This is a genomic window from Vibrio viridaestus, assembly GCF_003856525.1.
GTDB lineage: Bacteria > Pseudomonadota > Gammaproteobacteria > Enterobacterales > Vibrionaceae > Vibrio > Vibrio viridaestus.
In genome coordinates, this window is record NZ_RJVQ01000002.1 from 142,687 (window position 1) to 167,723 (window position 25,037).

Consider the following 25,037-nt stretch of genomic DNA (forward strand, 5'->3'; position numbering starts at 1 on the left):
TCTTAACGTAGAGGCTATAAAAAATGAGTAAAGAGATTTTAGCGGTAGTAGAAGCAGTATCGAATGAAAAAGCGGTACCTCGTGAGCGTATTTTCGAAGCATTAGAAATCGCTCTTGCTACGTCAACAAAGAAAAAATATGAAATCGAAATAGACGTACGAGTTGCGATCAATCGAAAAACGGGTGAATTTGAAACGTTCCGCCGCTGGTTAGTGGTTGATGAAGTTCAAAGCCCAACAAAAGAAATTTCTTTTGATGCTGCAAGCTACGATGATGATTCTGTCGAATTAGGTGATTATGTCGAAGAGCAGATTGAATCTGTTACCTTTGACCGTATTACGACGCAAACAGCAAAACAAGTTATTGTACAGAAAGTTCGCGAAGCGGAGCGTGCTCAGATTGTTGAGCAGTTCATCGATAATGAAGGTGAGCTTGTTACTGGCGTTGTGAAAAAAGTGAACCGAGAAGCGGTTGTGCTCGATTTAGGTAACAACGCTGAAGCAGTAATCCTCAGAGATGATCAGTTACCACGTGAAAACTTCCGTAGTGGCGACCGTGTTCGTGGTCTTCTTTATGCAGTTAGACCTGAAGCGCGTGGTTTCCAACTGTTTATTACTCGTTCTAAGCCTGAAATGCTAGAAGAGTTGTTCCGTGTTGAAGTTCCTGAAATTGGTGAAGAGCTAATTGAACTTAAAGGGGCTGCTCGTGATCCAGGTTCTCGTGCTAAAATTGCTGTGAAAACAAATGATAAGCGTATCGACCCTGTCGGTGCTTGTGTGGGTATGCGTGGTGCTCGTGTTCAGGCTGTCTCTGGTGAGTTAGGCGGCGAGCGTATCGATATCGTTCTTTGGGATGATAATCCGGCACAATTTGTTATTAATGCAATGGCTCCTGCAGATGTGGCTTCTATCATTGTTGATGAAGATGCTCATTCAATGGATATCGCAGTTGAAGCCGATAATCTCGCTCAAGCGATCGGACGTAATGGTCAGAACGTACGTTTAGCCTCTCAACTGACTGGTTGGGAACTTAACGTAATGACAGTTGAAGACCTGCAGAAGAAACACCAAGAAGAGTCTCTAGAGTCTATCGAAACATTCATGAAATATCTGGATATCGAACAAGATTTTGCAGAGCTTTTGGTAGAAGAAGGCTTTTCTACTCTAGAAGAGATCGCATACGTTCCTGTTAACGAACTTCTAGAAGTTGATGGTCTTGATGAAGATCTTGTGGAAGAGCTGCGCTCAAGAGCGAAAGACTCTTTAACAACGCTTGCTTTAGCAAAAGAAGAATCATATTCAGGTGTTGAACCAGCAGACGATTTGCTTGGTTTGGACGGATTAGATCGTGACATGGCATTTAAACTTGCTGCCAAAGGTGTTGCGACATTAGAAGACTTAGCTGAACAAGGTATTGATGACCTTGAAGGTGTCGAAGGACTAACAGAAGAGAAAGCTGGTGAATTGATCATGGCTGCTCGTAACATTTGTTGGTTCGGCGACGAAGAATAATTTCAGCAAGGGAGGAAGCGGCATGACACAACTTACAGTAAAAGCACTGAGTGAAGAAATAGGAACGCCTGTTGACCGCTTATTAGAACAACTTGCTGACGCTGGATTGAAAAAGACGAGTTCTGATACAATTTCAGATGAAGAGAAAAATCAATTACTAAGTTCTCTTCGTAAAGGAAATGGCGATGAAGCTAATGACTCATCTCCGACTCGCCTAACACTGCAGCGTAAGACGCGTAGCACATTAAGTGTTAATGCTGGAAGCGGTAAGAGTAAAAATGTACAGGTTGAAGTGCGTAAAAAACGTACGTATGTTAAACGAAGTGCCATAGAAGATGATGCGAAACGTGAAGCGGAAGAACAAGCTAAACGTGAAGCGGAAGAATTAGCTAAGCGCGAAGCTGAAGAGCAAGCAAAACGTGAAGCTGAAGAGCAGGCGAAACGTGAAGCTGCAGAGAAAGCGAAACGTGAAGCTGAAGAGAAAGCGAAACGTGAAGCTGAAGATAAAGCAAAACGTGAAGCTGACGAAAAAGCGAAACGTGAAGCTAACGACAAAGCGACGCGTAACGATTCAGCTCAGAAGTCTAAAACACTTTCTGATGAAGAAAAAACTAAGCAAGAGGCAGCGCTAAAAGAAGCCGAAGCACTGAAACGTCGCCAGGAAGAAGAAGCAAGGCGTAAGGCTGAAGAGGAAAGTCAGCTTCAGCTTGAAAAAGCACGCGAATTGGCTGAAAAAAATAAAGAGCGTTGGTCTGCGGAAGAAGAGAAAAAAGGTGATATGGAACAAGAAAACACAGATTACCATGTGACAACCTCTCGTTATGCGCGAGAAGCGGAAGACGAAGCAGACCGCCGCGACGAAGGTGGTCGTCGCCGTTCTACTAAAGCGAATAAGCGTAAGATGTCTAAGAATGACGATCGTCAAGAACGTGATTCTCATCCTCGCGGTAAGCGCAAAGGTAAAATTGCTAAACCGTCATCAATGCAACATGGTTTTGATAAAAACGCGGTAGTTCAAAAATCTGATGTCGTCATTGGCGAAACAATCAGCGTTTCTGAGCTTGCACAGAAGATGTCAGTCAAAGCGACTGAGGTCATCAAAGTGATGATGAAAATGGGTGCTATGGCAACCATTAACCAAGTTATTGACCAGGAAACAGCTCAGCTTGTTGCTGAGGAAATGGGACATAAAGTCATCATTCGTAAAGAAAACGAACTTGAAGAGCAAGTGTTGTCAGATCGTGATAGTACGTCAGAAGCCGTTCCTCGTGCTCCTGTTGTTACAATCATGGGTCACGTTGACCACGGTAAGACATCGACACTTGACTACATTCGTCGTGCACACGTAGCGTCTGGAGAAGCGGGTGGTATTACACAGCACATTGGTGCATACCACGTTGAAACTGATAACGGTATGATTACGTTCCTTGATACTCCTGGACACGCGGCGTTTACTGCAATGCGTGCTCGTGGTGCTCAGGCAACAGATATCGTTGTTCTTGTTGTTGCAGCAGATGATGGTGTAATGCCACAGACAGTTGAAGCGATTCAGCACTCTAAAGCGGCTGGCGTTCCTCTGATTGTTGCTGTGAACAAGATCGATAAAGAAGGCGCGAACCCTGACAACGTTAAAAATGAACTTGCGCAATATGACATCATCCCTGAAGAGTGGGGCGGTGATAATATGTTTGTTCATATTTCGGCTAAGCAGGGAACCAATATCGATGCACTGTTAGAAGCAATTCTGCTTCAATCTGAAGTTCTAGAACTTACAGCGGTTGCTGACGGTATGGCGTCTGGTGTCGTGGTTGAATCTCGTCTTGATAAAGGTCGTGGTCCTGTGGCAACTATCCTTGTTCAGTCTGGTACTTTGAACAGAGGTGACGTTCTGCTATGTGGTCAAGAATACGGTCGTGTTCGTGCCATGGTTGACGAGTTAGGCAACGAAGTTCAAACTGCTGGTCCTTCAATTCCGGTTGAGGTGCTAGGTCTTTCTGGTGTTCCTGCTGCAGGTGATGAAGCGACAGTGGTTCGTGATGAGCGTAAAGCTCGTGAAGTTGCTAACTATCGTCAAGGCAAGTTCCGTGACGTGAAACTAGCTCGCCAGCAGAAAGCGAAGTTGGAGAATATGTTCTCTAATATGGCTGCAGGTGAAGTTGCTGAATTGAATGTTGTGCTGAAAGCTGATGTTCAAGGTTCGGTTGAAGCGATTTCTGATGCCCTTGTGAAACTATCTACTGATGAAGTTAAAGTTAACATTGTTGGTTCAGGTGTTGGTGGTATCACTGAAACTGATGCAACATTAGCTGCGGCTTCTGATGCGATATTACTTGGTTTCAACGTTCGTGCTGATTCTTCTGCTCGTAAGACAATTGACGCTGAACACTTAGATCTTCGCTACTACTCAATCATCTATCAGTTGATTGATGAAGTTAAACAAGCAATGAGTGGTATGCTTGCGCCTGAATTTAAGCAAGAGATCATTGGTCTGGCTGAAGTTCGTGATGTCTTCAAATCACCAAAACTCGGTGCTATCGCGGGTTGTATGGTAACTGAAGGCTTAATTAAGCGTAATAATCCAATCCGTGTACTTCGCGATAACGTTGTTATTTATGAAGGTGAGCTAGAATCTCTACGCCGCTTCAAAGATGACGTACAAGAAGTTAAGAACGGCTATGAATGTGGTATCGGTGTTAAGAACTACAATGATGTTCGCGTAGGCGACCAGATTGAGGTGTTCGAGACTGTCGAAGTGAAACGTTCAATTGATGGCGAATAATAGACTAGTATTGTCCTAGTGGCAGTATAGGTTGTTGTATGCACCATGGGGGGCTGGTATATCCATCCCCCCATTCTTTCTATAGTGAGAGAAGATATGTCTAAAGAATTTAGTCGTACTCAGCGAGTTGCTCAGCAGCTCCAAAAAGAATTAGCCATGATTTTACAACGTGAAGTGCGTGATTCACGTTTAGGCATGGTTACAATTTCAGAAGTTCAAGTTTCTAGAGATCTTGCTTATGCAAAAGTTTATGTAACATTCTTATGTATTGGCGAGCAAACCCCGCAGAGCTGCTTAAGTGCACTTAAAGAGCATGAACCTCATATACGCATGTTATTAGGTAAACAAATTCGTTTGCGTTTAACGCCTGAAATTCGCTTTGTTTATGATGATACTCTTGTTGAAGGCATGAGAATGTCTAACCTTGTATCGGAAGTCGTAAGTAAAGATAATGAGAAGAAACAAGCATCTGGTCGTGGAGAGGACGAATAATGGCAAGACGTCGTAAAGGACGCCCTGTTGATGGTATTGTTCTTCTTGATAAGCCAACCGGTATTTCATCAAATGATGCGCTTCAAAGAGTGAAGCGCTTCTATTTTGCAGAAAAAGCCGGTCACACTGGAGCTTTGGATCCTTTAGCAACCGGAATGCTGCCAATTTGTTTGGGTGAAGCGACGAAGTTCTCTCAGTTTCTTCTTGATTCCGACAAGCGTTATACCGTGATTGCTAAATTGGGAGAGAGAACCAACACCTCAGATTCTGATGGCGAAATTATTGATACCCGACCTGTCAACGTTGAATATGATGATCTCTTAAGTAAAGTCGCTTCTTTCAAGGGAGAGACCGATCAGATTCCTTCAATGTTTTCTGCGCTTAAATATCAGGGTAGACCTCTTTATGAGTATGCCCGAGAAGGTATCGAGGTTCCTAGAGAATCAAGAAAGATAACCGTCTATGACATCGAATTGGTTCGTTTTGAACATGATGAAATTGAAATGAATGTTCATTGTTCCAAAGGAACCTATATCCGTACAATCGTTGATGACTTGGGTGAAATGCTCGGGTGTGGTGCTCACGTTACGATGCTGCGCCGTACTGCTGTAGCGAATTACCCATATGAAAAAATGGTGACGTTAGAGCAACTTGAATTGTTGCTTAATCAAGCTCACGAGCAAGAGCGTCAACCTAAAGAATTATTAGATCCGTTACTCCTACCCATGGATACAGCAGTAGAGAACTTAGTGGAAGTCAATATCATCCCTGAGTTAGCCGAGATGGTGATGCATGGTCAGCCTGTTCAAGTTATTGGGGCACCAAGTTGCGGACAAGTACGCATTACAACAGGGGAAAGTGAAAACTCACTTTTCTTAGGTGTGGGTGAAATTGATAACGATGGACGAATCGCACCTAAACGTCTTGTTGTAAGGCGTGAAGAAAACAGTTAAGTGACCTTGTATGTTTTAACAAACGCATCTGGACACTGAATGGTGGATACTCTATAATCCGCGTTCCTCGTGTTGGCTGAATCAGAGATTGGCTGACACAAACTTAAACTCAACTCTCAGGAGAGAATTATGTCTCTGAATGCAGAAACTAAAGCAGCAATCGTTGCTGAATACGCACGTGCCGAAGGCGATACTGGTTCACCAGAAGTTCAAGTAGCTCTACTTACTGCTTCTATCAACCACCTTCAAGGTCACTTCCAAGAGCACAAAGGCGATCACCATAGCCGCCGTGGTCTTCTACGTATGGTTTCAAGCCGTCGTAAACTTCTAGACTACCTAAAAGGTAAAGATCTAGATCGTTACCACGACCTAATCAAACGTCTAGGCCTACGTCGCTAAGATCAGTTTGTTAAAAAGGGGCTTAAAGCCCCTTTTTTAGTATCTAAATTTAACAAAAATCCTTCCAAGTAGTTTATACTACCTGCCGTTTGCTCGATTTGAAGCATTCAAAACTCACTGCATTACAGTCACCGAAGTCGGCCAGATGGTCGCGGCTATTAAAAAGAAGTTTGTCGTTTGGAAAATGCTGGTAACAGCGTCCATTATCACGTCAATGTTCTTTAGTTGAAAACTGAGGTTCTTTTTACTAGTCGCGATTCGTAATGCCTTGAGTGTACTAATACACACTATCTGGGGTAACCCGGAAAAAGGAAACTATTTAATGTTTGAAAAACCAGTCGTTAAGAAATTTCAATACGGTAATCATACCGTTACGTTAGAAACTGGCGTTATTGCTCGTCAAGCTACTTCAGCTGTTATGGTCACAATGGACGACACATCTGTGTTTGTTTCTGTTGTCGGTAAAAAAGAAGCCGTTGAAGGTCAGGACTTTTTCCCTCTCACTGTAAACTACCAAGAGCGTACTTATGCTGCAGGTAAAATCCCTGGTGGTTTCTTTAAGCGTGAAGGTCGTCCATCTGAAGGTGAAACACTGACTGCTCGTCTAATCGACCGTCCAATTCGCCCTCTTTTCCCTGAAGGTTTCACTAACGAAGTTCAAATTATTGCGACAGTAATGGCTGTAAACCCAGACGTTCAGCCTGATATTCCAGCTATGATTGGTACATCAGCTGCGCTAGCAATTTCTGGTATTCCATTTAATGGCCCAATCGCAGCCGCTCGCGTTGGTCATATCGAAGGTCAACTCGTTCTGAACCCTAGCCAAACTGAGCTACAATCATCTCGTCTTGATTTGGTTGTTGCGGGTACAGAAAACGCAGTATTAATGGTTGAGTCAGAAGCAGACATCCTAAGTGAAGAAGAAATGCTTGCTGCAGTTGTTTTTGGTCACGACCAACAACAAGCTGCTATCACGGCAATTAACGAATTTGCTGCGGAAGTTGCAACTCCAGCATGGGAGTGGGTTGCTCCAGCTGAAAATACTGTTCTTAAAGAGAAAGTAGCTCAATTAGCAGAAGCTCGCTTAACTGAAGCCTATCAGATCACTGAGAAAATGGCTCGTTATGACCAAGTAGCTGTGATTCGTAATGATGTCGTTGAAGCGCTAGTTGCACAAGATGAAACTGTTGATACTAATGAAGTGAAAGAGATCTTCCACTCATTAGAAAAAACAGTGGTACGTAGCCGTATTATCTCTGGTGCTCCTCGTATCGATGGCCGCGAAAAGGACATGGTTCGTGCTCTTGACGTTCGTACTGGTGTTCTACCTCGTGTTCACGGTTCTGCACTATTCACTCGTGGTGAGACTCAGGCAATCGTAACTGCAACATTGGGTACTCAACGTGATGCTCAAATTATTGATGAGCTAACAGGTGAGAAGAAAGATCACTTCCTACTTCACTATAACTTCCCTCCATACTGTGTTGGTGAAACTGGTTTTGTAGGCTCGCCAAAACGTCGTGAAATTGGTCATGGTCGTTTAGCAAAACGTGGTATCGCTGCGGTAATGCCATCAATCGACGAGTTCCCATACACAGTTCGCGTTGTGTCTGAAATTACTGAGTCAAATGGCTCATCTTCAATGGCATCAGTGTGTGGTTCATCTCTTGCTCTTATGGACGCAGGTGTGCCAATTAAAGCTTCTGTTGCTGGTATCGCAATGGGTCTTGTTAAAGAAGAGAATGACTTCGTTGTTCTTTCTGACATTCTTGGTGATGAAGATCACCTAGGCGACATGGACTTTAAAGTAGCGGGTACATCAACAGGTGTTACTGCACTGCAGATGGATATCAAGATTGAAGGTATCACTAAAGAGATCATGCAGATTGCGTTAAACCAAGCAAAAGGTGCTCGTCTACATATCCTTTCTGTAATGGATGAAGCAATTGGTTCTGCCCGTGAAGACATCTCTCAGTTTGCACCTCGTATTCATACAATGAAAATTAGTGCAGACAAGATCAAAGACGTTATCGGTAAAGGTGGTGCTGTTATCCGTGCTCTAACTGAAGAGACAGGCACAACGATTGAAATCGATGATGACGGTACAATCAAAATTGCAGCTACAGAAGGTACTGCGGCTAAAGAAGCAATTCGCCGTATCGAAGAGATCACTGCGGAAGTCGAAGTAGGTCGTATCTATACTGGTAAAGTTGCTCGACTAGCCGATTTTGGTGCATTTGTTACTATTCTGCCTGGTAAAGACGGTCTGGTACACATTTCTCAAATTGCAGAAGAGCGTGTTGATAAAGTAACTGACTACCTTAAAGAAGGTCAGGAAGTTCAAGTTAAAGTTCTTGAAATTGATCGTCAAAACCGCATTCGTTTAAGCATGAAAGCAGCGGTTGAGAAACCTGCTGAAGAAGTGGTAGCAGAAGAGAAGCCAGAAACTTCAGCAGAATAATTCTGTGTAAGAAGTTTGTAGGTTATTTGCTACACGTTCGCTTTTTATGAAGAAAGCATGTTATAAAGGGAGCCTTGAGCTCCCTTTTTTATGGTAAGGAAATCAACATCGTGAAATGGTTATCTATCATCCTAAGTTCGTTTATTTTATTAGGATGCGCCTCGTCTGGTAGTCGCGAAGCCGCAAATACTCGCTGGTTATATCCGCCAATGGCAAGACCTGTTCAACCAGATTTGGGCAAAGAAGTTAAGATAGCTCAGCTGACTGAATTGCTTGGTCGGGATAATTTACCTGATAAAGTCAAAGCAAAAATGTTTTTCGAACGTGGTAATCTGTACGATGCCGTGGGATTAAAAAACTTGTCTAGATTGGATCTCGAGCGTTCGCTCGATCTTAATCCTGCACAGTCAGAAGTGTTTAACATGTTAGGTGTCTATTTTACGGAAATGGGACAGTTTGACTCGGCATATGAAGCGTTTGATTCGTCATTAGAGCTGGATAAAAATAATGTTTATGCCAAACGAAACCAAGCAATTGCTCTGTACTATGGCGAGCGACCTAAGTTGGCCATTGAACCGTTAGAGAAGATTCATCCTGAGGATGTTGAAGCACCATTCCATGCGTTATGGTTGTATATTATTGAAAATGATTTAGACCCAGTGAAAGCAAAGTCAGATCTTGCTAAAGCCTACGAGCAACATAAGTCAGATGTTTGGGGATGGTCCTTGGTTGCTATGATGCTAAACAAGGTCGATGAAGGTGATGTATTTAAAGCATTACTTAACGGAACCAAAGACAATACGGTTTTAGCTCAACGCCTGACAGAAGCCTATTTCTACCTTGCAAAACGTTATCAATTAGAGCATCAATATGCTGATGCCATTGCACTCTATAAGCTAGCTTTATCTTTCAATGTATATGAGTATATCGAAAATAGATATGCCCTTTTAGAATTAGAGAAAATTTATCATCAGTTGAAAGAACAACAAACTGAAAAAGACGCCTCTTAAAATAAAAGGCAAGCGTGAAAATTAGCTTGCCTTTTATTTCTGCCATCAACGATACTTGTCGCCCTTTTATTAATCGTGATATATCGAATGAAAGAGCACCACGTCAAAAGTTTCTTCCGCTATATGATACTAACCGTTGCAGCGATGCTTGTGAGCGGTTTATATCAGATTATTGATGGTGCTTTTATCGGTCATTATGTTGGCTCGAATGGGCTTGGTGCCATTAATACCGTTTGGTCGATTTTAAGCTTGATTATCGGGATTGGTTTGATGATTGGTGTAGGCACGGGCGCTGTAGCATCTATATTTCGTGGTCAAAAGAATCATTATAAGGCAACGAGTACGTTGGCAAATGGATTCATTCTTATCGGTCTTTTCAGTGTAGTGGGGGCTTTATTACTTCATTTCACTTTCCCTACCTTAGTTTCTCTACAGACATCCGACAAAGATGTTATCAAGCTTAGCCATAAATATTTGAACGTTATTATTTGGTGTTTACCTTTTCTTATCGGCTCAACTGCGATTCCATTTTTTATTCGTAACGATGGCAAGCCAGTGATAGCAACTTTATTAATGTTATTCGGTGCAGCTATCAATATCGTTCTGGATTATCTGCTGATTGGTTACTTTCACATGAATATGCAGGGAGCAGCGATAGCAACCGTCATAGCTCAGTCAGTGACGAGTATTCTTGGTAGCCTCTATTTCTACTCTGATAGAGCCACATTACGTTTGCATTTTAGGGACATTAAATTTTCCCTGACAATCATGCTTCGAATTGTTGCTATTGGACTCTCTAGCTTGTTCATGTATCTGTATTGGGGTGTTATGGTTGGGCTACATAACAGCCAGTTTAGTTGGTATGGCGGAACAACCGCTTTGGGAGCATATGCCGTTCTTGGGTATTTTGTTACGTTTTACTATTTAACAATCGAAGGTGTTGCGAATAGCCTGCAACCTTTAGCCAGCTTTCATTACGGAGAGGAAAAATTAGCCCCCATCAGGGAGTTGTTGAAGATTTCACTTTGTATTGTCATGCTTTTAGGGGGAACACTATATTTATTGTTGTACCTTTTCCCCGGGCCACTTTTGAGTGTATTCACTGGTAGCGATGATAACTTATTCGATGTGGCAAGCCAGGGTGCTAAAATCCATTTATTTGCATTGGCATTTGATGGTTTTTTGGTTGTGTCAGCCGCCTTTTATCAGTCAGTTCACTGTGCCAAAAAGGCGATTGCTATTACGATTGGAAATATTATCGTTCAGCCCCCGCTGCTGTGGTTACTACCAAAATGGTTTGCCCTAGATGGGGTATGGTTGGCTTATCCATTATCCAATATTATGCTCAGCTTATTTGTGGGGGCGTTACTATTAAGAGATATTCCTAAGATCCTAGGTCCGATAGCTCCGCGTTTCTAAGCCCGGTAACTGATGCCAGTATCCGTTGCATTGTTTGTCAGATAGCGTTTCAGGGTAGAGTCCACCTTCATTCTGTTTGAATTTGTGAATATAGCCACATGTATCGACACTTAAAGGACTTAGACGCACGATATCCACTAAGCCATCCATATCGGGGATATCATTCACCAAGTTATAGCAGTAGCCGGACTGTGTCTGTATCCCATTTAAACGAAACAAAGGTTGCCCCTCTTGACTATCAATTTGGATGCCATTAGGAAAATCAATACAGCACTTTTTACATTGATCTTTGGGTTTATCAAGCGCTCGAGCTGTGAAGCAACGAGCTGAGTAGGCAAGTGGTAAGTAGCCGTAACCTAATACTTCAACCTCAAATTTATCTCTGATTCCCATATCATCACACTGCTGGAGAGTCTTAATTAGCCAATCTCTAGATAGCTCAACAGGCATACACCAGCGTGTCATTCCTTGTTTAAGAAGAAGTCTAACGGCTTGAGCGTTATAAACATTGATGGCGTTTCCAGCAACGAAGGGAACCCGACTTTCATAAGCAAGCTGAATCGCGGCCATATCGTTCGCTTCGACTAAAAAGTCGCCATTATCGACGTAGCGTTTTATTGTATCTATCTCTTTTCCAGATTCTAATAATGCCATTGTTGATAAGATAATTTGCTTACCTGAAGTGGAAAGTGATTTAGCCAGATCTAGCCAGTTCTCAAACTTTAGCTCCCGCCGCTTGGAACAAACTGTTTCTCCAAGATAGATAATATCCGCTTCGCTATTGGCTGCTGACTGATAGAATTTTTCGATATCTAGTTTTGGCCAGAAATAAAGAATCGGACCTAATGAGTATTTCATGTTACTTCCTTACTACTGCCATTTGCGCTGATAAGCACCGAGCGTTGTCTGTGAGCCCTCAGATAGGTTAGCTAAAGACGTATCCCAATCTTTTTGAACTAAAAAGCTCTTACTATTTCGTTTACACGAATCTATGGCTTCTCTCCAAACTTTAGTGACTTGAGCGACATAAGCGGGGCTACGTTGTCTACCTTCTATTTTTACTGAGGCAATACCTGCATCGAATAACGTAGGAAGTAAATCAAGTGTATTGAGGCTAGTTGGCTCTTCTAAAGCATGGTAGTTCTCTTTTTGGGCAGAGCAGAAGCGCCCTTTACACAGTGTCGGATAACCTGCATTTTCGCCTCTTGCATATCTATCTATCAATATATTATTTAGACGAGACTCCAAACCTTGCTCTGTTTCCTGCCAACGAACGAAGCGTGCAGGAGAGCATGCGCCTACCGTATTTGGTGATTCCCCCGTGAGATATGACGAGAGGTAACACCGACCTTCTGACATAATGCATAAGCTACCAAAAGCAAAAACTTCAATTTCAACTTTATCCTTTAATTCTTCAGATAACTGCCGCACTTGTTGAATGGAAAGAACCCGAGGAAGAACGACTCTTTTCACATTGAAGTTCTGAGTATAATACTCAATAGAGGCTCGATTGGTTGCAGAGGCTTGAACCGATAGATGGAGATCTAGAGAAGGGTATTTTGTTGAAGCATAATCGAGAACCGCGATGTCTCCGACAATGAGAGCATTGGCACCGATATCAGCAGCTTGATCAACGGCTGCGCTCCAATGACTAAAGCGTTCTGGATGAGCAAAAGTATTGATGGCGACATTCAGCTTCTTTCTATTCTTCTGAACGTAATTTACCGCATTTTCTAATCGACGCCCGCTGAAGTTAAGTCCAGCAAAGTGACGAGCGTTAGTGTCGTCTTTAAAGCCAATATAAACAGTATCAGCACCATTATCTATTGCAGCTTTGAGCGCGGGTAAACTTCCCGCAGGACAGAGTAGTTCCATAAAACAAAACTATAGTTGGTTTACCAAGACTATGTATTCTAGGTAAAAGCCAGTCTCTATAGTTTGATATCAGGCAGGTTATTCACTAAAATTTCTAGTGTCGGCGCCTTGTTTGTTTGGCGAATAGAATTTCAATTTCATTTTTGGGCTGAGGTCGATAGAAATGAAAACCCTGAATGGAGTTGCAGTTTAAACTTGATAGTAATTGAGCTTGGCTCTGGGTTTCGACGCCTTCGGCAACCACACTTAAACTAAGCGACTTTCCAAGGTTAATGATATTTTCTATTACGGTAACCTGCTTAGGTAATGTATCAACGTCACTAATAAACGCTCTATCTATTTTTAATTCATTTATTGGAAAACGAGCTAAATAAGAAAGGGACGAATAGCCGGTACCAAAGTCATCAATAGATAGCGTAAAACCTAAGTTTTTGATCGCGTTTAGCATTTGCAGAGTGTGAGCACTATCGCTCATTACAGCACTTTCGGTTAACTCGAATGTAATGCAGGCTGGGTCAAGCTTGGTAGACTTTAATAGCTGCTCCATGTAATCAATCAGCTTTGGGTTTCCAAATTGTTCTGGCGATAAGTTAATGGCTACCCGGCCTGGTAGGATTTTTTGTTGTCGCCAGCGTTTTACTGTGGCAAAGACTTCGCGCATAACAACTCTACCTACTTGTTCTATTAGTCCAGCCTTTTCAGCCATAGGAATAAATGCCCCTGGACTTATATATCCTTCCACTGGGTGTTTCCAGCGAACAAGCGCTTCTGCTCCATTGATGCTGTAGTCTTTCGCACTGACTTTGGGTTGATACCAGACTTCTAAGCCATTCTGTTGTAGCGCTTTTTGTAATTCGATTTCTAACCAAAGTTTTGTCCGAGCTTCTTTATTCATTTGCTCATTGAACGCGATCATCCGATTCCGTCCTCTGGCTTTGGCTTCGAACATGGCTGTATCTGCATTTTGTAACAAGCTTCTCCCATCGGTACCATTTTCAGGGAAAGCTACTGTACCAATAGAGCAAGCGAGTCGTTTACTGAAATAATTAAGATTAAAAGGCTGATTGATTAAAGAGATTATTTTCTCAGACAACTGCTCATCCAATTGTGCCATTTCTGGTTCAGGAAGAATAATTGCGAACTCATCGGCTCCAAGATGACCCAGAACCGCATTCGAAGGAACGATTCGTTTTAACCTCGCCGATATTTCTCTAATGACTTTATCACCGATACTATGGCCGAGTGAATCATTAATACTCTTGAAATTATCAATATCTAAATAAAATAAGATCAGTGGTGTCTGATCTTTAATAAATCTATCAAGTCTTTTTATAAAACCGCTGCGGTTATATAAACCAGTTAGCCCATCAATAGTAAGCTCTGATGGTGTATCACTTTTATCAGACGGCCTTTCGATATTTTGTTCAGGTAAATGATCTCGAATCATCACAAAGTCAAGAGAGGTACCAAGCAGTGAAGCCTTGCTATAGCGTATTTCCAGTGTTTTATCCGAACCACACAGCGGACTCGTAATACAGGTTAGTGGGGAGGTTCGTTTGACTAGTTCGATTATATTGCTGGTGAATTTTTGGTTAGTTTTGGGATCTATGAAAAGGGAGTTCAGATTTTCTCCTAGTAATTCCTGAGTCGACTCATGTCCCAACAAATTAGTGGCAGATAGATTCATCGCTAATATAGCGTTGTCATCTGCGAGGATAACGCCGTCAGTTACGGAATGGAGAAGAGAGTTAAACTTCTTCTCTGATTCGATAAGTGCCGACGAGAGAATACTTCTTTCTGAAACATCCACACCCTGAAATACGATGATCTGCTTATTGGATATTGTCGTGGGAAAGCACACACAATACAGTGTTTGTTCAATATCATTCAGTTTGAATGATATTTCTGACTCAACAACCTCTCCACCTAATGCCCTATCGTATAGTGGGGATATTTGGTTATAAAAATTTTGTCCAAACACTTTTATGTCATTTTGACCGATGAGCTCATCCCCGGTTAACCCGGTTACTTGTTCATAACGTTTACTGACGGATACATACTTTAGCTCTTCACTTAATAAAGAGAAGAAAAATGGGCTGTTATCGGTTAAATCAGAAAACCAAGCTTTAAGTTCTTGAGATATTGGCACTAAAAGACATCCTAAACACGACTAAATATCGCAGCACTGACCTAAGGAGCGTTCCATACTATAACTTTGTTTAGTGAGAGAATAAAGTGTGTGTATACCCACTAAATTTGATTTTGAGCACCTAATTCCTTTAGTACTTTGCATAGTATAGCGACTAAAGAACGAAAATATCGGAGAATAGGTGTGATATACAATATACAAAGGTTGATAGTCGAAAATTCAGCGTTATTTTTGAGATCTCCAGTCCAATTTATACCAGAAGTTGTGCAACAGAAGATTGTTATATCCTTGCTTGAATCGGTGTGTCGAGAAGGAATTCAAGAAGGAGATTTTGACTTTCTCGAGGGTAAGTGGCTTAAAGTTGGTATAGATGATCTCAACCTATATAAACTGATTAGTTTTAAACAGGGCAGGCTTGTTGTAGATAGTCTCTCTCCAGACATTACTCCCGATGTTACATTCCGTGGAAATCTCAATGATCTTGTTTTGATTGTTGGCAGAATGGAAGATCCAGATACCCTATTTTTCCAACGACGCCTTATTATTGAAGGTGATACCGAGTTAGGCCTTGAGGTTAAAAATATCCTCGACAACATCGATTTCGAGCATTTACCGAAATATATTCAGTTGCCTATTCGAGAACTGGCAGAGTTCGTGTATAAAGGAATAGAAAATCCATCGAATCGTATATCTAGGAAACAAAATGCTTATCCGTACTGAGGCTCCAGCTGATATTCTGCCTATCGATAATCTCATTAGCCAACATAACTCCGACAGTCAATTCGCATCGTCTTTAATGGAGCTAAGGGAAGGTGGCAAAATTACGTTATCATTAGTGGCTTGTAATGATGATGGCGAGCTTGTCGCTCATGTCGCTTTTCTACCCGTTCTCATTGATGGGTATGAAAATGGATGGCAAATTATGACGCCAATTACGTTAGGAAAGGATTGTGAAGGCGATATTCAGTATGACCTTATCAATGATGGTATTTCCACATTATTCGAGTTAGGTTACAGCGCCTGCTTTATTTCTGGTGATGGTAGTGCATTAGAAAAATACGGTTTTGCAAAATATGGAGACAACCTTTGGGGAACTGATGATGGGTCTAATAGCATTCTCGAAAATCAAGATTGGTTGAAGTGGATAAACGTCAATAGCTTCTGATAAAATCACTAAGAATACGATAAGATCAAAGAGGATTAGGTGGATAAACTTAGTTATCTAACTGAAATGGGTGTTGAATGTTGGCGACTTACTCGCCCCCAAATCATGACTGGACATCTGCAAGACACTATTAAGGTCGAATCTGATTGCAAGCTATTATTTGTGAGTAGTTCTATGCCATCTGAAAATGAGATTGTATTCTTAGAAAAGGTATTGTCCAGTTTTGATGTTACTCTTGCCGAGATAAAACATGTATATCCCGATGATCTTTCGTTAATAAGTATGCTTAGCGATACAACGTGGTTATGGTTCTGTGGATGTTCCAAGCCAGACTCTTTGGCCACGCTTGTAAACCCGATTCTTATTTCCCCTTACCTCTACGAAGTGGATGGTAATACCGCAGCTAAACGCCAACTCTGGCAACAGATTTCTACGCGTAAATCCTGAATGATATGACAAAAATTACTCGACTATTACCTCAACATCTGGCTCAAGTTTGGGGCATTGAAAGTGATGTCCATATGAATCCATGGTCAAAAAAAACAGTGTATGATTTAGATAGTAGAGGTGCATTACATCACGTAATGAGTGACAGTGATGGGCATGTTCTTGGCTACTATTATGCGCAAAATATCGTTGGTGAGATAAGTCTTCTCAATATTGCTATTGCGAAACAGCATCAGGGCAAAGGATATGGAAAGGTTCTGTTGCAACATCTAATTGATGAGGCAAGGAAATGTGGTGCTGAGAGTATTTGGCTGGAAGTGAGGAGCAGTAATAAAACAGCTCAATCACTTTATCATTCCCTTGAGTTTAATGATGTCGACATTCGTTCTGGTTATTATCCCTGCAAAGATGGAGGTAGAGAGGATGCAATCATAATGAGTCTGTACATCGACTAGTTTTGAAATAAAACTACAAACAGGACGAGTTTAGTTTTATTCTTATCTAAAGTTATCAAAGATAATTCGTCATGAGTTTATTGATGTCAGTCTTTTCAATGCGATACTCTATTTCTCAACATTGATATGCGCTAAGTTGAGTTTGTCGTCGTGACATCTATCTGATTTAAGCCAGTAAAATTATGTAATCTCAATTATGTGTATCACATTTGAGACTTGTTCCTTTTAAAAAAAATCCTACCCGACTTGTGATTGAATTGATTCTTAAGTTTAACTCATAATGAGCTAAGTCAATTTTTGTCGCTCGATAAAGCTCTCGTTTTGTAATAAAAAGACAAAAATAGTCAACTATAAAAGCGAAATATGGAAAGATTTATGCCTGTGGGGTGCTGTAAACCTAAGGGCGGTAGCGTAAGGTGGCATATTGCATTTAGAGCTGATTGTTAAGCTGTTTTTTAGTAATAATTATTACTAACATAATCCATGTAAAGTAAAGCTAAACTTGATATTAAACATCCTTTTAATTACAGAGAAATTGATAAATACATGAAAAATACACAAGTATTCTCAAATACAATGATGCTATATGGAAGGCAGATTCTGCTAATTGTCGTTAGTCTATACACTCTAAGGATTGTGTTAGACGAACTAGGTATTCAGGATTATGGTATATATAGTGTAGTGGCAAGTATTGTTGCATTGTGTACTTTTGTTGGCGGAACTATGGCATCAGCAACGCAAAGGTATTTTTCATTTGCATTGGGTAAAAAAGATACAAAATTATTAAAGAAAACATTTAGTGTAAATTTAGTATTGTACTTTTTAATTGGTGGTGTTGCTCTGATCCTGCTAGAAGGTGTGGGAACGTGGTATGTCTCACAATATCTTAATGTACCTTTGGAAAGGAAAGAATCTGCAGTTGTTCTATATCATTACTCAGCTTTGACATTTTTTTTTACGATATTAATAACACCACTAGTATCAATTTTCATAGCTCATGAGGATATGAAGCTATATGCTCTTCTTTCTATATTCGAAGCTCTGCTTAAGTTATTATCTGTATTTGTCTTGCAACTTATTGATTTTGATAAACTAGAATTATACGGCTTACTATTACTGATAGTTTCGGTTATGAATTTCTTATTATTAGTAGTAGTGTGTGTTTACAAGTATGAAGAATGCCAATTTAAAAAAATATATTGGGATTATAGTCTAGCAAAAGATGTACTATCTTTCACCGGGTGGACATTTTTTGGAGCCTTATCAAATGTTGCAAGAAATCAAGCAATAACTGTTATGCTCAATCAGTTCTTTAATCCAACAATAGTTGCAGCAAGAGCTATAGCAGTAAATGTCGCTACTCAAGTTAATATGTTTTCTAATAAATTCAACACTGGTTTATATCCACCTATTATAAAGAGCTATGCAGATTCTGATTTTGAAGAATTGAATAAGCTGATCTACGTTGGTTCAAAGCTAACATTCTTTCTTATGTGGGTTTTTACGTTACCCCTTATATTAGAAATAAAGTTCATACTAACTCTATGGTTAGGTGATTATCCCATTCAGGCGATAAATTTCACTAGATTAGCTTTAATTGAGGCGTTAATTCTTGCAGTTAGCCTACCAATTACGACGGCCGCTAGAGCTCCTGGGCGTGTTAAACTATATGAATTAACACTGGGAACAATACAGTATTTTATTATGGTTGCCTCTTATTTTTCACTCAAAAATGGATTTAGTGCTGAATCTGTTTATGTAGTTGCTATATTTGCAAATTTATTAATGTTTGCCATAAGATTATACTTAGTTAAAGGCTTGGTGGGGGTAAATATAAAAGATTATCTTATCTTTGTTATAAAGCCAGTGCTCGTAATATTCTTTGGTCCTTTGTCTATTGCTTATTTATTAAAGGTTTCGTTAGACGAAAATATTATAAATTCTATTATTATAATAGTTTTTAGTGGGTGTGTTTCGACGATGTTTATGTATTTTTTTGGTTTAGACAGAGAATGGCGTATAAAAATTATTACTTTTTTAAAATCAAAGGTTAATTTATGAGAATTATAAATGTACTGAAAAATTTCCCCAGTAAGATAAAAGGTTTTTTTAAATTTCTCATAACATGTTATCGAGATGGCGGAGTACTTTACGCTAATATCCAGACGGTTAATAAAGGTGAAACGCTAAGTGGAAAACGTGTATTAATTACTGGTGGTGGATCTGGTATTGGTCGCGCAATAGCGATAAAGGCTCTCAGTGAAGGGGCAATAGTAATAATCGCTGGTCGTAGAAAAAACAAACTTGATTCATTGGTACGTGAACTGAATAATCCGAATTTATATACCATTGAATGGGATGTTAGCGATATTTCATTGATTGAAGAAAAATATAATGAAGTGCAAGAAATATTAAATCAGGACGTTGAAATATTAATTAATAGTGCCGGTGTGTTATTGGATCAAAAACTATTCAGAACAACTGAAGATGTATGGGATAAAACTTATGCTGTTAATTCAAAGGCAGTTTATTTCATGTGTCAACATTTATCTAATATTTGGATAAAGAAAAAAATTAAAGGAAAAATAATTAACGTATCCTCTACTAGCGGGTTTTATGGTGCTGTAATACCTTATGGTATGACTAAGTGGGATATTGTAGGTTTGACGGAAGGATTAGGTAAAGAGCTAATATCTAAAGGTATTATAGTTAACGGAATTGCCCCAGGAAGAACTGCGACCGAGATGTTAGGTAGAGATAGTTGTGGAAATATCTATGATAGCTACACGATTGCTAAAAGATTCTGCTTACCCGAAGAAATAGCCGAGTTGGCAAGTTTCTTAATGGGAGACTCGTCGAACTTCATTGTTGGTCAAACTATACTATGCGATGGTGGTTATACACTTTGAATTTTAAATATTGGAAAGCTAGGAAGTAATTATGAATCAAAAATATTCTCCCGAAATCAATGTGCAGGTAGTTGTTTGTCTTCTAAAAAAACATGGGATAAAAAATATAATTGCTTCTCCTGGAGCAACTAATGTAGCGCTATTAGGTACTTTGCAAGGTGATCCATTTTTTAATATATATTCAGCTGTTGATGAAAGATCAGCAGCCTATATGGCCTGCGGTATGGCTCAGGAATCAGGAGAACCGGTAGTTTTAAGTTGTACTGGCGCTACAGCATCAAGAAATTATGTTCCAGGGTTAACAGAAGCTTATTACCGAAAACTACCTGTATTAGCTATAACTTCGTGTCAGGCTATCCCAAGAATAGGACACTTAGTAGCGCAAGTAATTGATAGGGAGACGATTCAAAACGATATAGCCAAATTAGCGGTTACTTTGCCAATCGTAAAAGATGATGAGGAACTGTGGGATTGTCAAATTAAGGTTAACAAGGCATTAATAGGACTAAGCCGAGATGGTGGGGGGCCTGTGCATATTAATTTACCAACTACGTATAAGCTACCATTTATAACTGGAAAGATGCCGGAATATAGATATATACAACGGATAACTAACTTTAAGTCATCGCCAAAATTAAAAAGCAGCGTTGGTATCTTTATAGGTTCAAAGTCCCAATGGAGCCAGTCTGAAACTGAAGCTTTAGATAAATTTTGTGAAGAGAATAATGGCGCAGTTTTCTGTGATCATACCAGTGGTTATAAAGGTAAATACAGATTGTTATTTGGTTTAGTGGGGGGGCAGGTTTTAATGAGAAAGGACGCCTTCAAGCCTGATGTAACAATTCATATAGGAGAAGTATCTGGAGATTATTATAGTCACACTGTAATAGGTCACGAAGTATGGAGGGTTAGTCCAGATGGTGAAGTGCGAGATACGTTCAGAAAGCTTAAATATATCTTTGAAATGAATGAAGAGGATTTTTTTAATCATTACTCGTACAACAACGAAAAAAGAGAGATGAGTTTTTTCCAAAGTTGCAAAGAAGCACTAGATGATATGAGAGATCGCATTCCAGAAATTCCTTTGTCTAATATTTGGGTAGCGTCGCAGTTACATAACAAAATCCCAGACGGAAGTGTCTTACATTTTGGTATTCTTAATAGTTTGAGGTCATGGAATTTCTTCGAGGTAGATAAAACTATCACTACTAATACTAATGTCGGTGGATTTGGTACGGATGGTATTCTGTCGGCAGTCATAGGGGCATCACTTGCATCGCCTAATAGACTTTGTTTTTGTGTTCTAGGGGACTTGGCATTTTTCTATGATATGAACTCACTAGGTAATAGACATGTGGGTAATAATCTACGAATTCTAATTATCAATAATGGTAAAGGAACTGAATTTAGAAACTCTAATCATCAGGCCGCATACTTTAAAGAATCTGCGGATGAATATATAGCTGCTGCCGGTCATTTTGGAAATAAATCTAAATCGCTAGCAAAGAATTTCGTAGAATCATTAGGCTTTGAGTATATTTCAGCAAATAGTAAAGAAGCTTTTAGATTAAGTTACAAAAGGTTTGTTGATGAAAAAGTTAATAAATCTATCGTTTTTGAAGTGTTTACTGATTCTTATGATGAAAGTTTAGCTTTAGAAAAAATGTTAAATATTCAGCAAGATAATGACCTTAAAATGAAGGCTAAAACAAAAAAAATATTAGGGAATAAAGGGTTGAAGACTGTAAAAACGATCTTGAGAAGATAAAAGAGATATAGTGACGCAAATGATGAATAAAAATAAGACTGGTATTATAACATTCAATAAAGCTCATAATTATGGAGCAGTTATGCAAGCGTATGCTTTACAGTATAAATTAAATAGCTTGGGTTACGATGTGAGTTTTATCAATAGTAATAATGAAATTGATAAGAAGTACCGTCTTATACCAGATTATAAAAAATTAGGTGTAAAGAATTTCATAAGATATATAGTTCGATTAATATTGAACTATAATAGAATAACTAAACGTTATATTGGTTTTCATAACTTTATAAAAAAATATCTATCTTCAATTGATATTACTGAAAATAAATTTGAATTCAAGAATGTTGTTCTTGGAAGTGATCAAATATGGAATCCTAATATTACAAAAGGGTATGATCCAATTTACTTCGGTATTCATCCAAATTTAGTGTGTGATAATGTTATTTCCTATGCGGGCAGTATGGGAAATGGTATGGAAGATAAAAATTTCAATAATGAATTTTTATCAAAGTTAAACACATTGAAAGCGATTGGAGTAAGAGAGCCTAGTTTAGCTGAAGCAATAGAAAACCATTTTTCACTTGAGCCTGTTATTAATCTTGATCCCACTCTTTTGTTGAATAAAGAAGAGTGGGCGCAAGTTACGAGTGAAAAATACAATAACGAAAAGTATATATTAGTTTATGAAGTGGAAAAAAATAAACTTACACCAGATGTACTAGATTTATTGAAAAATAGATTCAATTTATCTGTGAAAGTTATATCGTCTAAAATTAGTATGAGTGTACCAAAAGATTACGTTACAACAGCATCTCCTGAAGATTTTCTATCATTATTTTTAAATGCTACTTTTGTAGTTACTTCAAGTTTTCATGGTACAGTATTTTCAATAATTAATAATAAGCCGTTTTATACGATGAAATTTAATAATGGAGTAGACTTGAGATCTGCTGGATTACTAAAATCTGTGGGGTTGAGTGACAGACATATTGATAGCTTAGAACAAGCTACATTAGAAGATATAGATTTTAGTATTGTAGAAACTAAGCTAAATGATCTGAGAGAAAAGTCAGTTGACTATTTGACTAGTTCTTTAGTTTGATAATTATAAGTAGGTTATGAATGAACTTGTGTTTTTTTTCAATCGCTTCAGATTTTAGTACTTTTCATCGTAGAAATGAAATCGAATCTTTTGCTGACCAAAATAGAGACTTAAAAATAGTATATTTTACTTCTATAAGATTTCTATTTTCATATTTTATGAAAAGAATTTTAGGGAAGGAAAGAGCACTAGATAAAGCTACGAAGAATAATATAAAAATTCATAACCTATTTTCGTTACTTCCTTTGAGGTTAGCAACGAAATCAAAAACACTTATGTATATTACTGTTGTCTTACCTATAAAATTACAAGTGTATTTTTCTAAAAGGAAATACGGAATGGATGGTGAGACGTATACTTGGTTTTATAAGCCTGATCAATATATTTATCTGAGTGAATTAGGGCCGTATATATATTTGCACTATGATAATTATAAAGCAGATAAAACGTATAGTTTTTCTCATTCGCCTAATTTCGATCTTATTGTAAAAAAATGTATTGAAGAGAGTGAGATGTCACTAATTTGTAGTGCAAGATTATTTAGAGATTATAAAAGATATACTGCAGATAAAGTAATTTACTACCCAAATGCTATATCAAATACATTGGATTTAAAAAAACAAGATATAAGTAGATTAAGGAACAATAAAGTAATTGGTTTTGTAGGACAAGTTGATAAAACATTCGATAGTGAATTATTGGAAGAAATTGCAGTGAATTTCCCTCAATATGAATTACGTCTTATTGGCGGTGTTAAAAATGATAACGTATTAGAACTATCGAGACAATATAAAAATATAAATCTAATTGGCTACATTGACTATAATGATTTGAGTTCTTATATAGATGAATTTTCAATTGGTATTTGTCCTTACATTATCAATGAATTTAATTCGTACAGAAATCCGCTAAAAATCGTAGAATATTTTTCACGAGGCTTGCCTGTCGTCACCGTACCATGTGATATAAGTGATAGCATTTCTGAGCTTGTAACTCTAGCTGAAGATAAAGCTCATTTTATTAGTGGGATAAAAAATGAGCTAGAGAAAAATGATCAGTATAAAGTTGACCGTCGCCAAGAATTAGCAAGAAAAAATAGATGGGATTCAAGAGTTAAACTGGTTCTTGAAAATATCAACAGATAATTTTTTCTAGTATTCAAGATGAATGTAATTCAGTAAATTATCAATAAGTGAAATAAAATCCTTATGAAAAAATATTTATTAAAAGCTAAGACTTATTTAGAGAAAATAGTAAGAAAAAGGTTTTTTGTTAAATTAGACAATATAGATCTTTTAATAAGAGCAAAAAGTAAATGCGACTACTATGAGATTCGATGCCTTGAAAATGAAAGCTTACTTATTGAAAAAGATAGCAATTCAAATATGGTTGTTAGTTTAACGACTTATTCAAAAAGAATATATCAAGTTCATTTAGTGATTGAATCTCTAGGAAATCAAACCATAAAGCCAAATAGGATTATATTATGGTTGGATGAGAATGAGTTTGATCTTGATAATATCCCTCTCATGTTAAAGAATTTAACTAAAAGAGGTCTTGAAATAAAGTTTGTTCCTAATTTTAAATCTTATAAGAAACTGTTATTTTGCTTAGCCGAGAGTCCCAATTCTAATATTATTACTGTTGATGATGATATTCTCTATCCTTGTTATTTTATTGAAGGTTTTGAAAAGGAACTTAAGAAAAGTCCAGAGACTGTTCTTGCATACAGAGGGCATAAGATTCAATTTGACAAGAATGGAAATGTAGAAAAATATAGCAAATGGGATTTGGATAGTAATGATACACAAGCTTCTAAGCTTATTTTCCCCACTGGTGTTGGAGGTGTATTATATCCTGTAGATTCATTACACCAAGATGTATTGAATTACGAGCTTGCTTCAAAGTTAGCACCACACGGTGATGATATATGGTTCAAGGCCATGTCACTACGTAATAATCGTATGTCTAAATTAATAAGACCAAGGAATGGATATGAGCACGATTTTATTGAAATTCCTATGGGGCAAGATATTTCACTATTTCATCAAAATGTTATGAACGGCGGTAATAATTCACAAATTAAAGATGTGTTTGAACATTTTGATTTATTGAAGTTAATTAAGTGAGATGGTTTTAGATT

General features: G+C 38.6%; 21 protein-coding genes. 18 read left to right on the forward strand and 3 right to left on the reverse strand.

Annotation, left to right across the window (positions count from 1 at the left end):
* Positions 1-23: 23 nt before the first annotated feature.
* From nusA to EES38_RS04445, 8 genes are all read left to right on the forward strand, one after another.
* Positions 24-1,511 (forward strand): transcription termination factor NusA, encoded by a 1,488-nt coding sequence (gene nusA / locus EES38_RS04410; protein ID WP_124935980.1) that lies wholly within the window; start codon positions 24-26, stop codon positions 1,509-1,511.
* Between the two features lie 22 nt (positions 1,512-1,533).
* A complete protein-coding gene (infB, locus tag EES38_RS04415) occupies positions 1,534-4,290 on the forward strand; it encodes a translation initiation factor IF-2 (RefSeq protein WP_124935981.1) in 2,757 nt (918 codons plus the stop codon).
* Positions 4,291-4,386: 96 nt separating this feature from the next.
* Entirely contained in the window at positions 4,387-4,782 is a 396-nt protein-coding gene (rbfA, locus tag EES38_RS04420; RefSeq protein ID WP_124935982.1) for a 30S ribosome-binding factor RbfA, read from the forward strand.
* Positions 4,782-5,735 (forward strand): tRNA pseudouridine(55) synthase TruB, encoded by a 954-nt coding sequence (truB, locus tag EES38_RS04425; RefSeq protein ID WP_124935983.1) that lies wholly within the window; start codon positions 4,782-4,784, stop codon positions 5,733-5,735. Before rbfA ends, truB begins: the two co-directional genes overlap by 1 nt.
* A 129-nt stretch (positions 5,736-5,864) precedes the next feature.
* Positions 5,865-6,134, forward strand: a complete 270-nt coding sequence (gene rpsO / locus EES38_RS04430) for a 30S ribosomal protein S15 (RefSeq protein ID WP_124935984.1) — start codon at positions 5,865-5,867, stop codon at positions 6,132-6,134.
* Between the two features lie 322 nt (positions 6,135-6,456).
* Complete coding sequence (gene pnp, locus EES38_RS04435) at positions 6,457-8,595, forward strand: polyribonucleotide nucleotidyltransferase (RefSeq protein ID WP_124935985.1); 2,139 nt, start codon at positions 6,457-6,459, stop codon at positions 8,593-8,595.
* Between the two features lie 110 nt (positions 8,596-8,705).
* Complete coding sequence (gene nlpI / locus EES38_RS04440) at positions 8,706-9,605, forward strand: lipoprotein NlpI (RefSeq protein ID WP_439333237.1); 900 nt, start codon at positions 8,706-8,708, stop codon at positions 9,603-9,605.
* Positions 9,606-9,692: 87 nt separating this feature from the next.
* A complete protein-coding gene (locus EES38_RS04445; RefSeq protein WP_124935986.1) occupies positions 9,693-11,024 on the forward strand; it encodes an MATE family efflux transporter in 1,332 nt (443 codons plus the stop codon).
* Here EES38_RS04445 and EES38_RS04450 read toward each other — a convergent pair.
* From EES38_RS04450 to EES38_RS04460, 3 genes are all read right to left on the reverse strand, one after another.
* Complete coding sequence (locus EES38_RS04450) at positions 10,998-11,882, reverse strand: U32 family peptidase (RefSeq protein ID WP_124935987.1); 885 nt, start codon at positions 11,880-11,882, stop codon at positions 10,998-11,000. The genes EES38_RS04445 and EES38_RS04450 overlap by 27 nt on opposite strands.
* A 12-nt stretch (positions 11,883-11,894) precedes the next feature.
* On the reverse strand, positions 11,895-12,899 hold the full coding sequence (gene ubiU, locus EES38_RS04455) for a ubiquinone anaerobic biosynthesis protein UbiU (protein ID WP_124935988.1): 1,005 nt from the start codon (positions 12,897-12,899) through the stop codon (positions 11,895-11,897).
* Positions 12,900-12,993: 94 nt separating this feature from the next.
* The gene (locus EES38_RS04460) at positions 12,994-15,048 is read right to left on the reverse strand and encodes a bifunctional diguanylate cyclase/phosphodiesterase (protein WP_124935989.1); all 2,055 of its coding nucleotides are present in this window, start codon (positions 15,046-15,048) and stop codon (positions 12,994-12,996) included.
* Between the two features lie 183 nt (positions 15,049-15,231).
* Here EES38_RS04460 and ubiT point away from each other — a divergent pair, with 183 nt between their 5' ends.
* The 10 genes from ubiT (at position 15,232) to EES38_RS04510 (ending at position 25,023) form a co-directional block, all read left to right on the forward strand.
* The gene (ubiT, locus tag EES38_RS04465; RefSeq protein WP_124935990.1) at positions 15,232-15,768 is read left to right on the forward strand and encodes a ubiquinone anaerobic biosynthesis accessory factor UbiT; all 537 of its coding nucleotides are present in this window, start codon (positions 15,232-15,234) and stop codon (positions 15,766-15,768) included.
* Positions 15,752-16,213 carry a GNAT family N-acetyltransferase gene (locus EES38_RS04470; RefSeq protein ID WP_124935991.1) on the forward strand — a complete coding sequence of 154 codons (462 nt, stop codon included), beginning with the start codon at positions 15,752-15,754 and terminating at the stop codon, positions 16,211-16,213. Before ubiT ends, EES38_RS04470 begins: the two co-directional genes overlap by 17 nt.
* Positions 16,214-16,252: 39 nt before the next feature.
* On the forward strand, positions 16,253-16,660 hold the full coding sequence (locus EES38_RS04475; RefSeq protein WP_124935992.1) for a DNA polymerase III subunit psi: 408 nt from the start codon (positions 16,253-16,255) through the stop codon (positions 16,658-16,660).
* Positions 16,661-16,665: 5 nt separating this feature from the next.
* Positions 16,666-17,115, forward strand: coding sequence for a ribosomal protein S18-alanine N-acetyltransferase (gene rimI / locus EES38_RS04480; protein WP_124935993.1), 450 nt, complete (start codon positions 16,666-16,668; stop codon positions 17,113-17,115).
* Positions 17,116-17,661: 546 nt separating this feature from the next.
* Complete coding sequence (locus tag EES38_RS04485; protein ID WP_208020400.1) at positions 17,662-19,176, forward strand: MATE family efflux transporter; 1,515 nt, start codon at positions 17,662-17,664, stop codon at positions 19,174-19,176.
* Positions 19,173-20,024 (forward strand): SDR family NAD(P)-dependent oxidoreductase, encoded by an 852-nt coding sequence (locus EES38_RS04490; RefSeq protein WP_124935994.1) that lies wholly within the window; start codon positions 19,173-19,175, stop codon positions 20,022-20,024. The genes EES38_RS04485 and EES38_RS04490 overlap by 4 nt, the downstream gene beginning before the upstream one ends.
* A gap of 31 nt (positions 20,025-20,055) precedes the next feature.
* Entirely contained in the window at positions 20,056-21,792 is a 1,737-nt protein-coding gene (locus EES38_RS04495) for a thiamine pyrophosphate-binding protein (protein ID WP_124935995.1), read from the forward strand.
* 19 nt (positions 21,793-21,811) lie between these two features.
* Positions 21,812-22,894 carry a polysaccharide pyruvyl transferase family protein gene (locus tag EES38_RS04500; RefSeq protein WP_243694166.1) on the forward strand — a complete coding sequence of 361 codons (1,083 nt, stop codon included), beginning with the start codon at positions 21,812-21,814 and terminating at the stop codon, positions 22,892-22,894.
* A 20-nt stretch (positions 22,895-22,914) separates the two neighbouring features.
* Positions 22,915-24,039, forward strand: coding sequence for a glycosyltransferase (locus EES38_RS04505; protein ID WP_124935997.1), 1,125 nt, complete (start codon positions 22,915-22,917; stop codon positions 24,037-24,039).
* 63 nt (positions 24,040-24,102) lie between these two features.
* The gene (locus EES38_RS04510; protein ID WP_124935998.1) at positions 24,103-25,023 is read left to right on the forward strand and encodes a glycosyl transferase; all 921 of its coding nucleotides are present in this window, start codon (positions 24,103-24,105) and stop codon (positions 25,021-25,023) included.
* Positions 25,024-25,037: the final 14 nt, after the last annotated feature.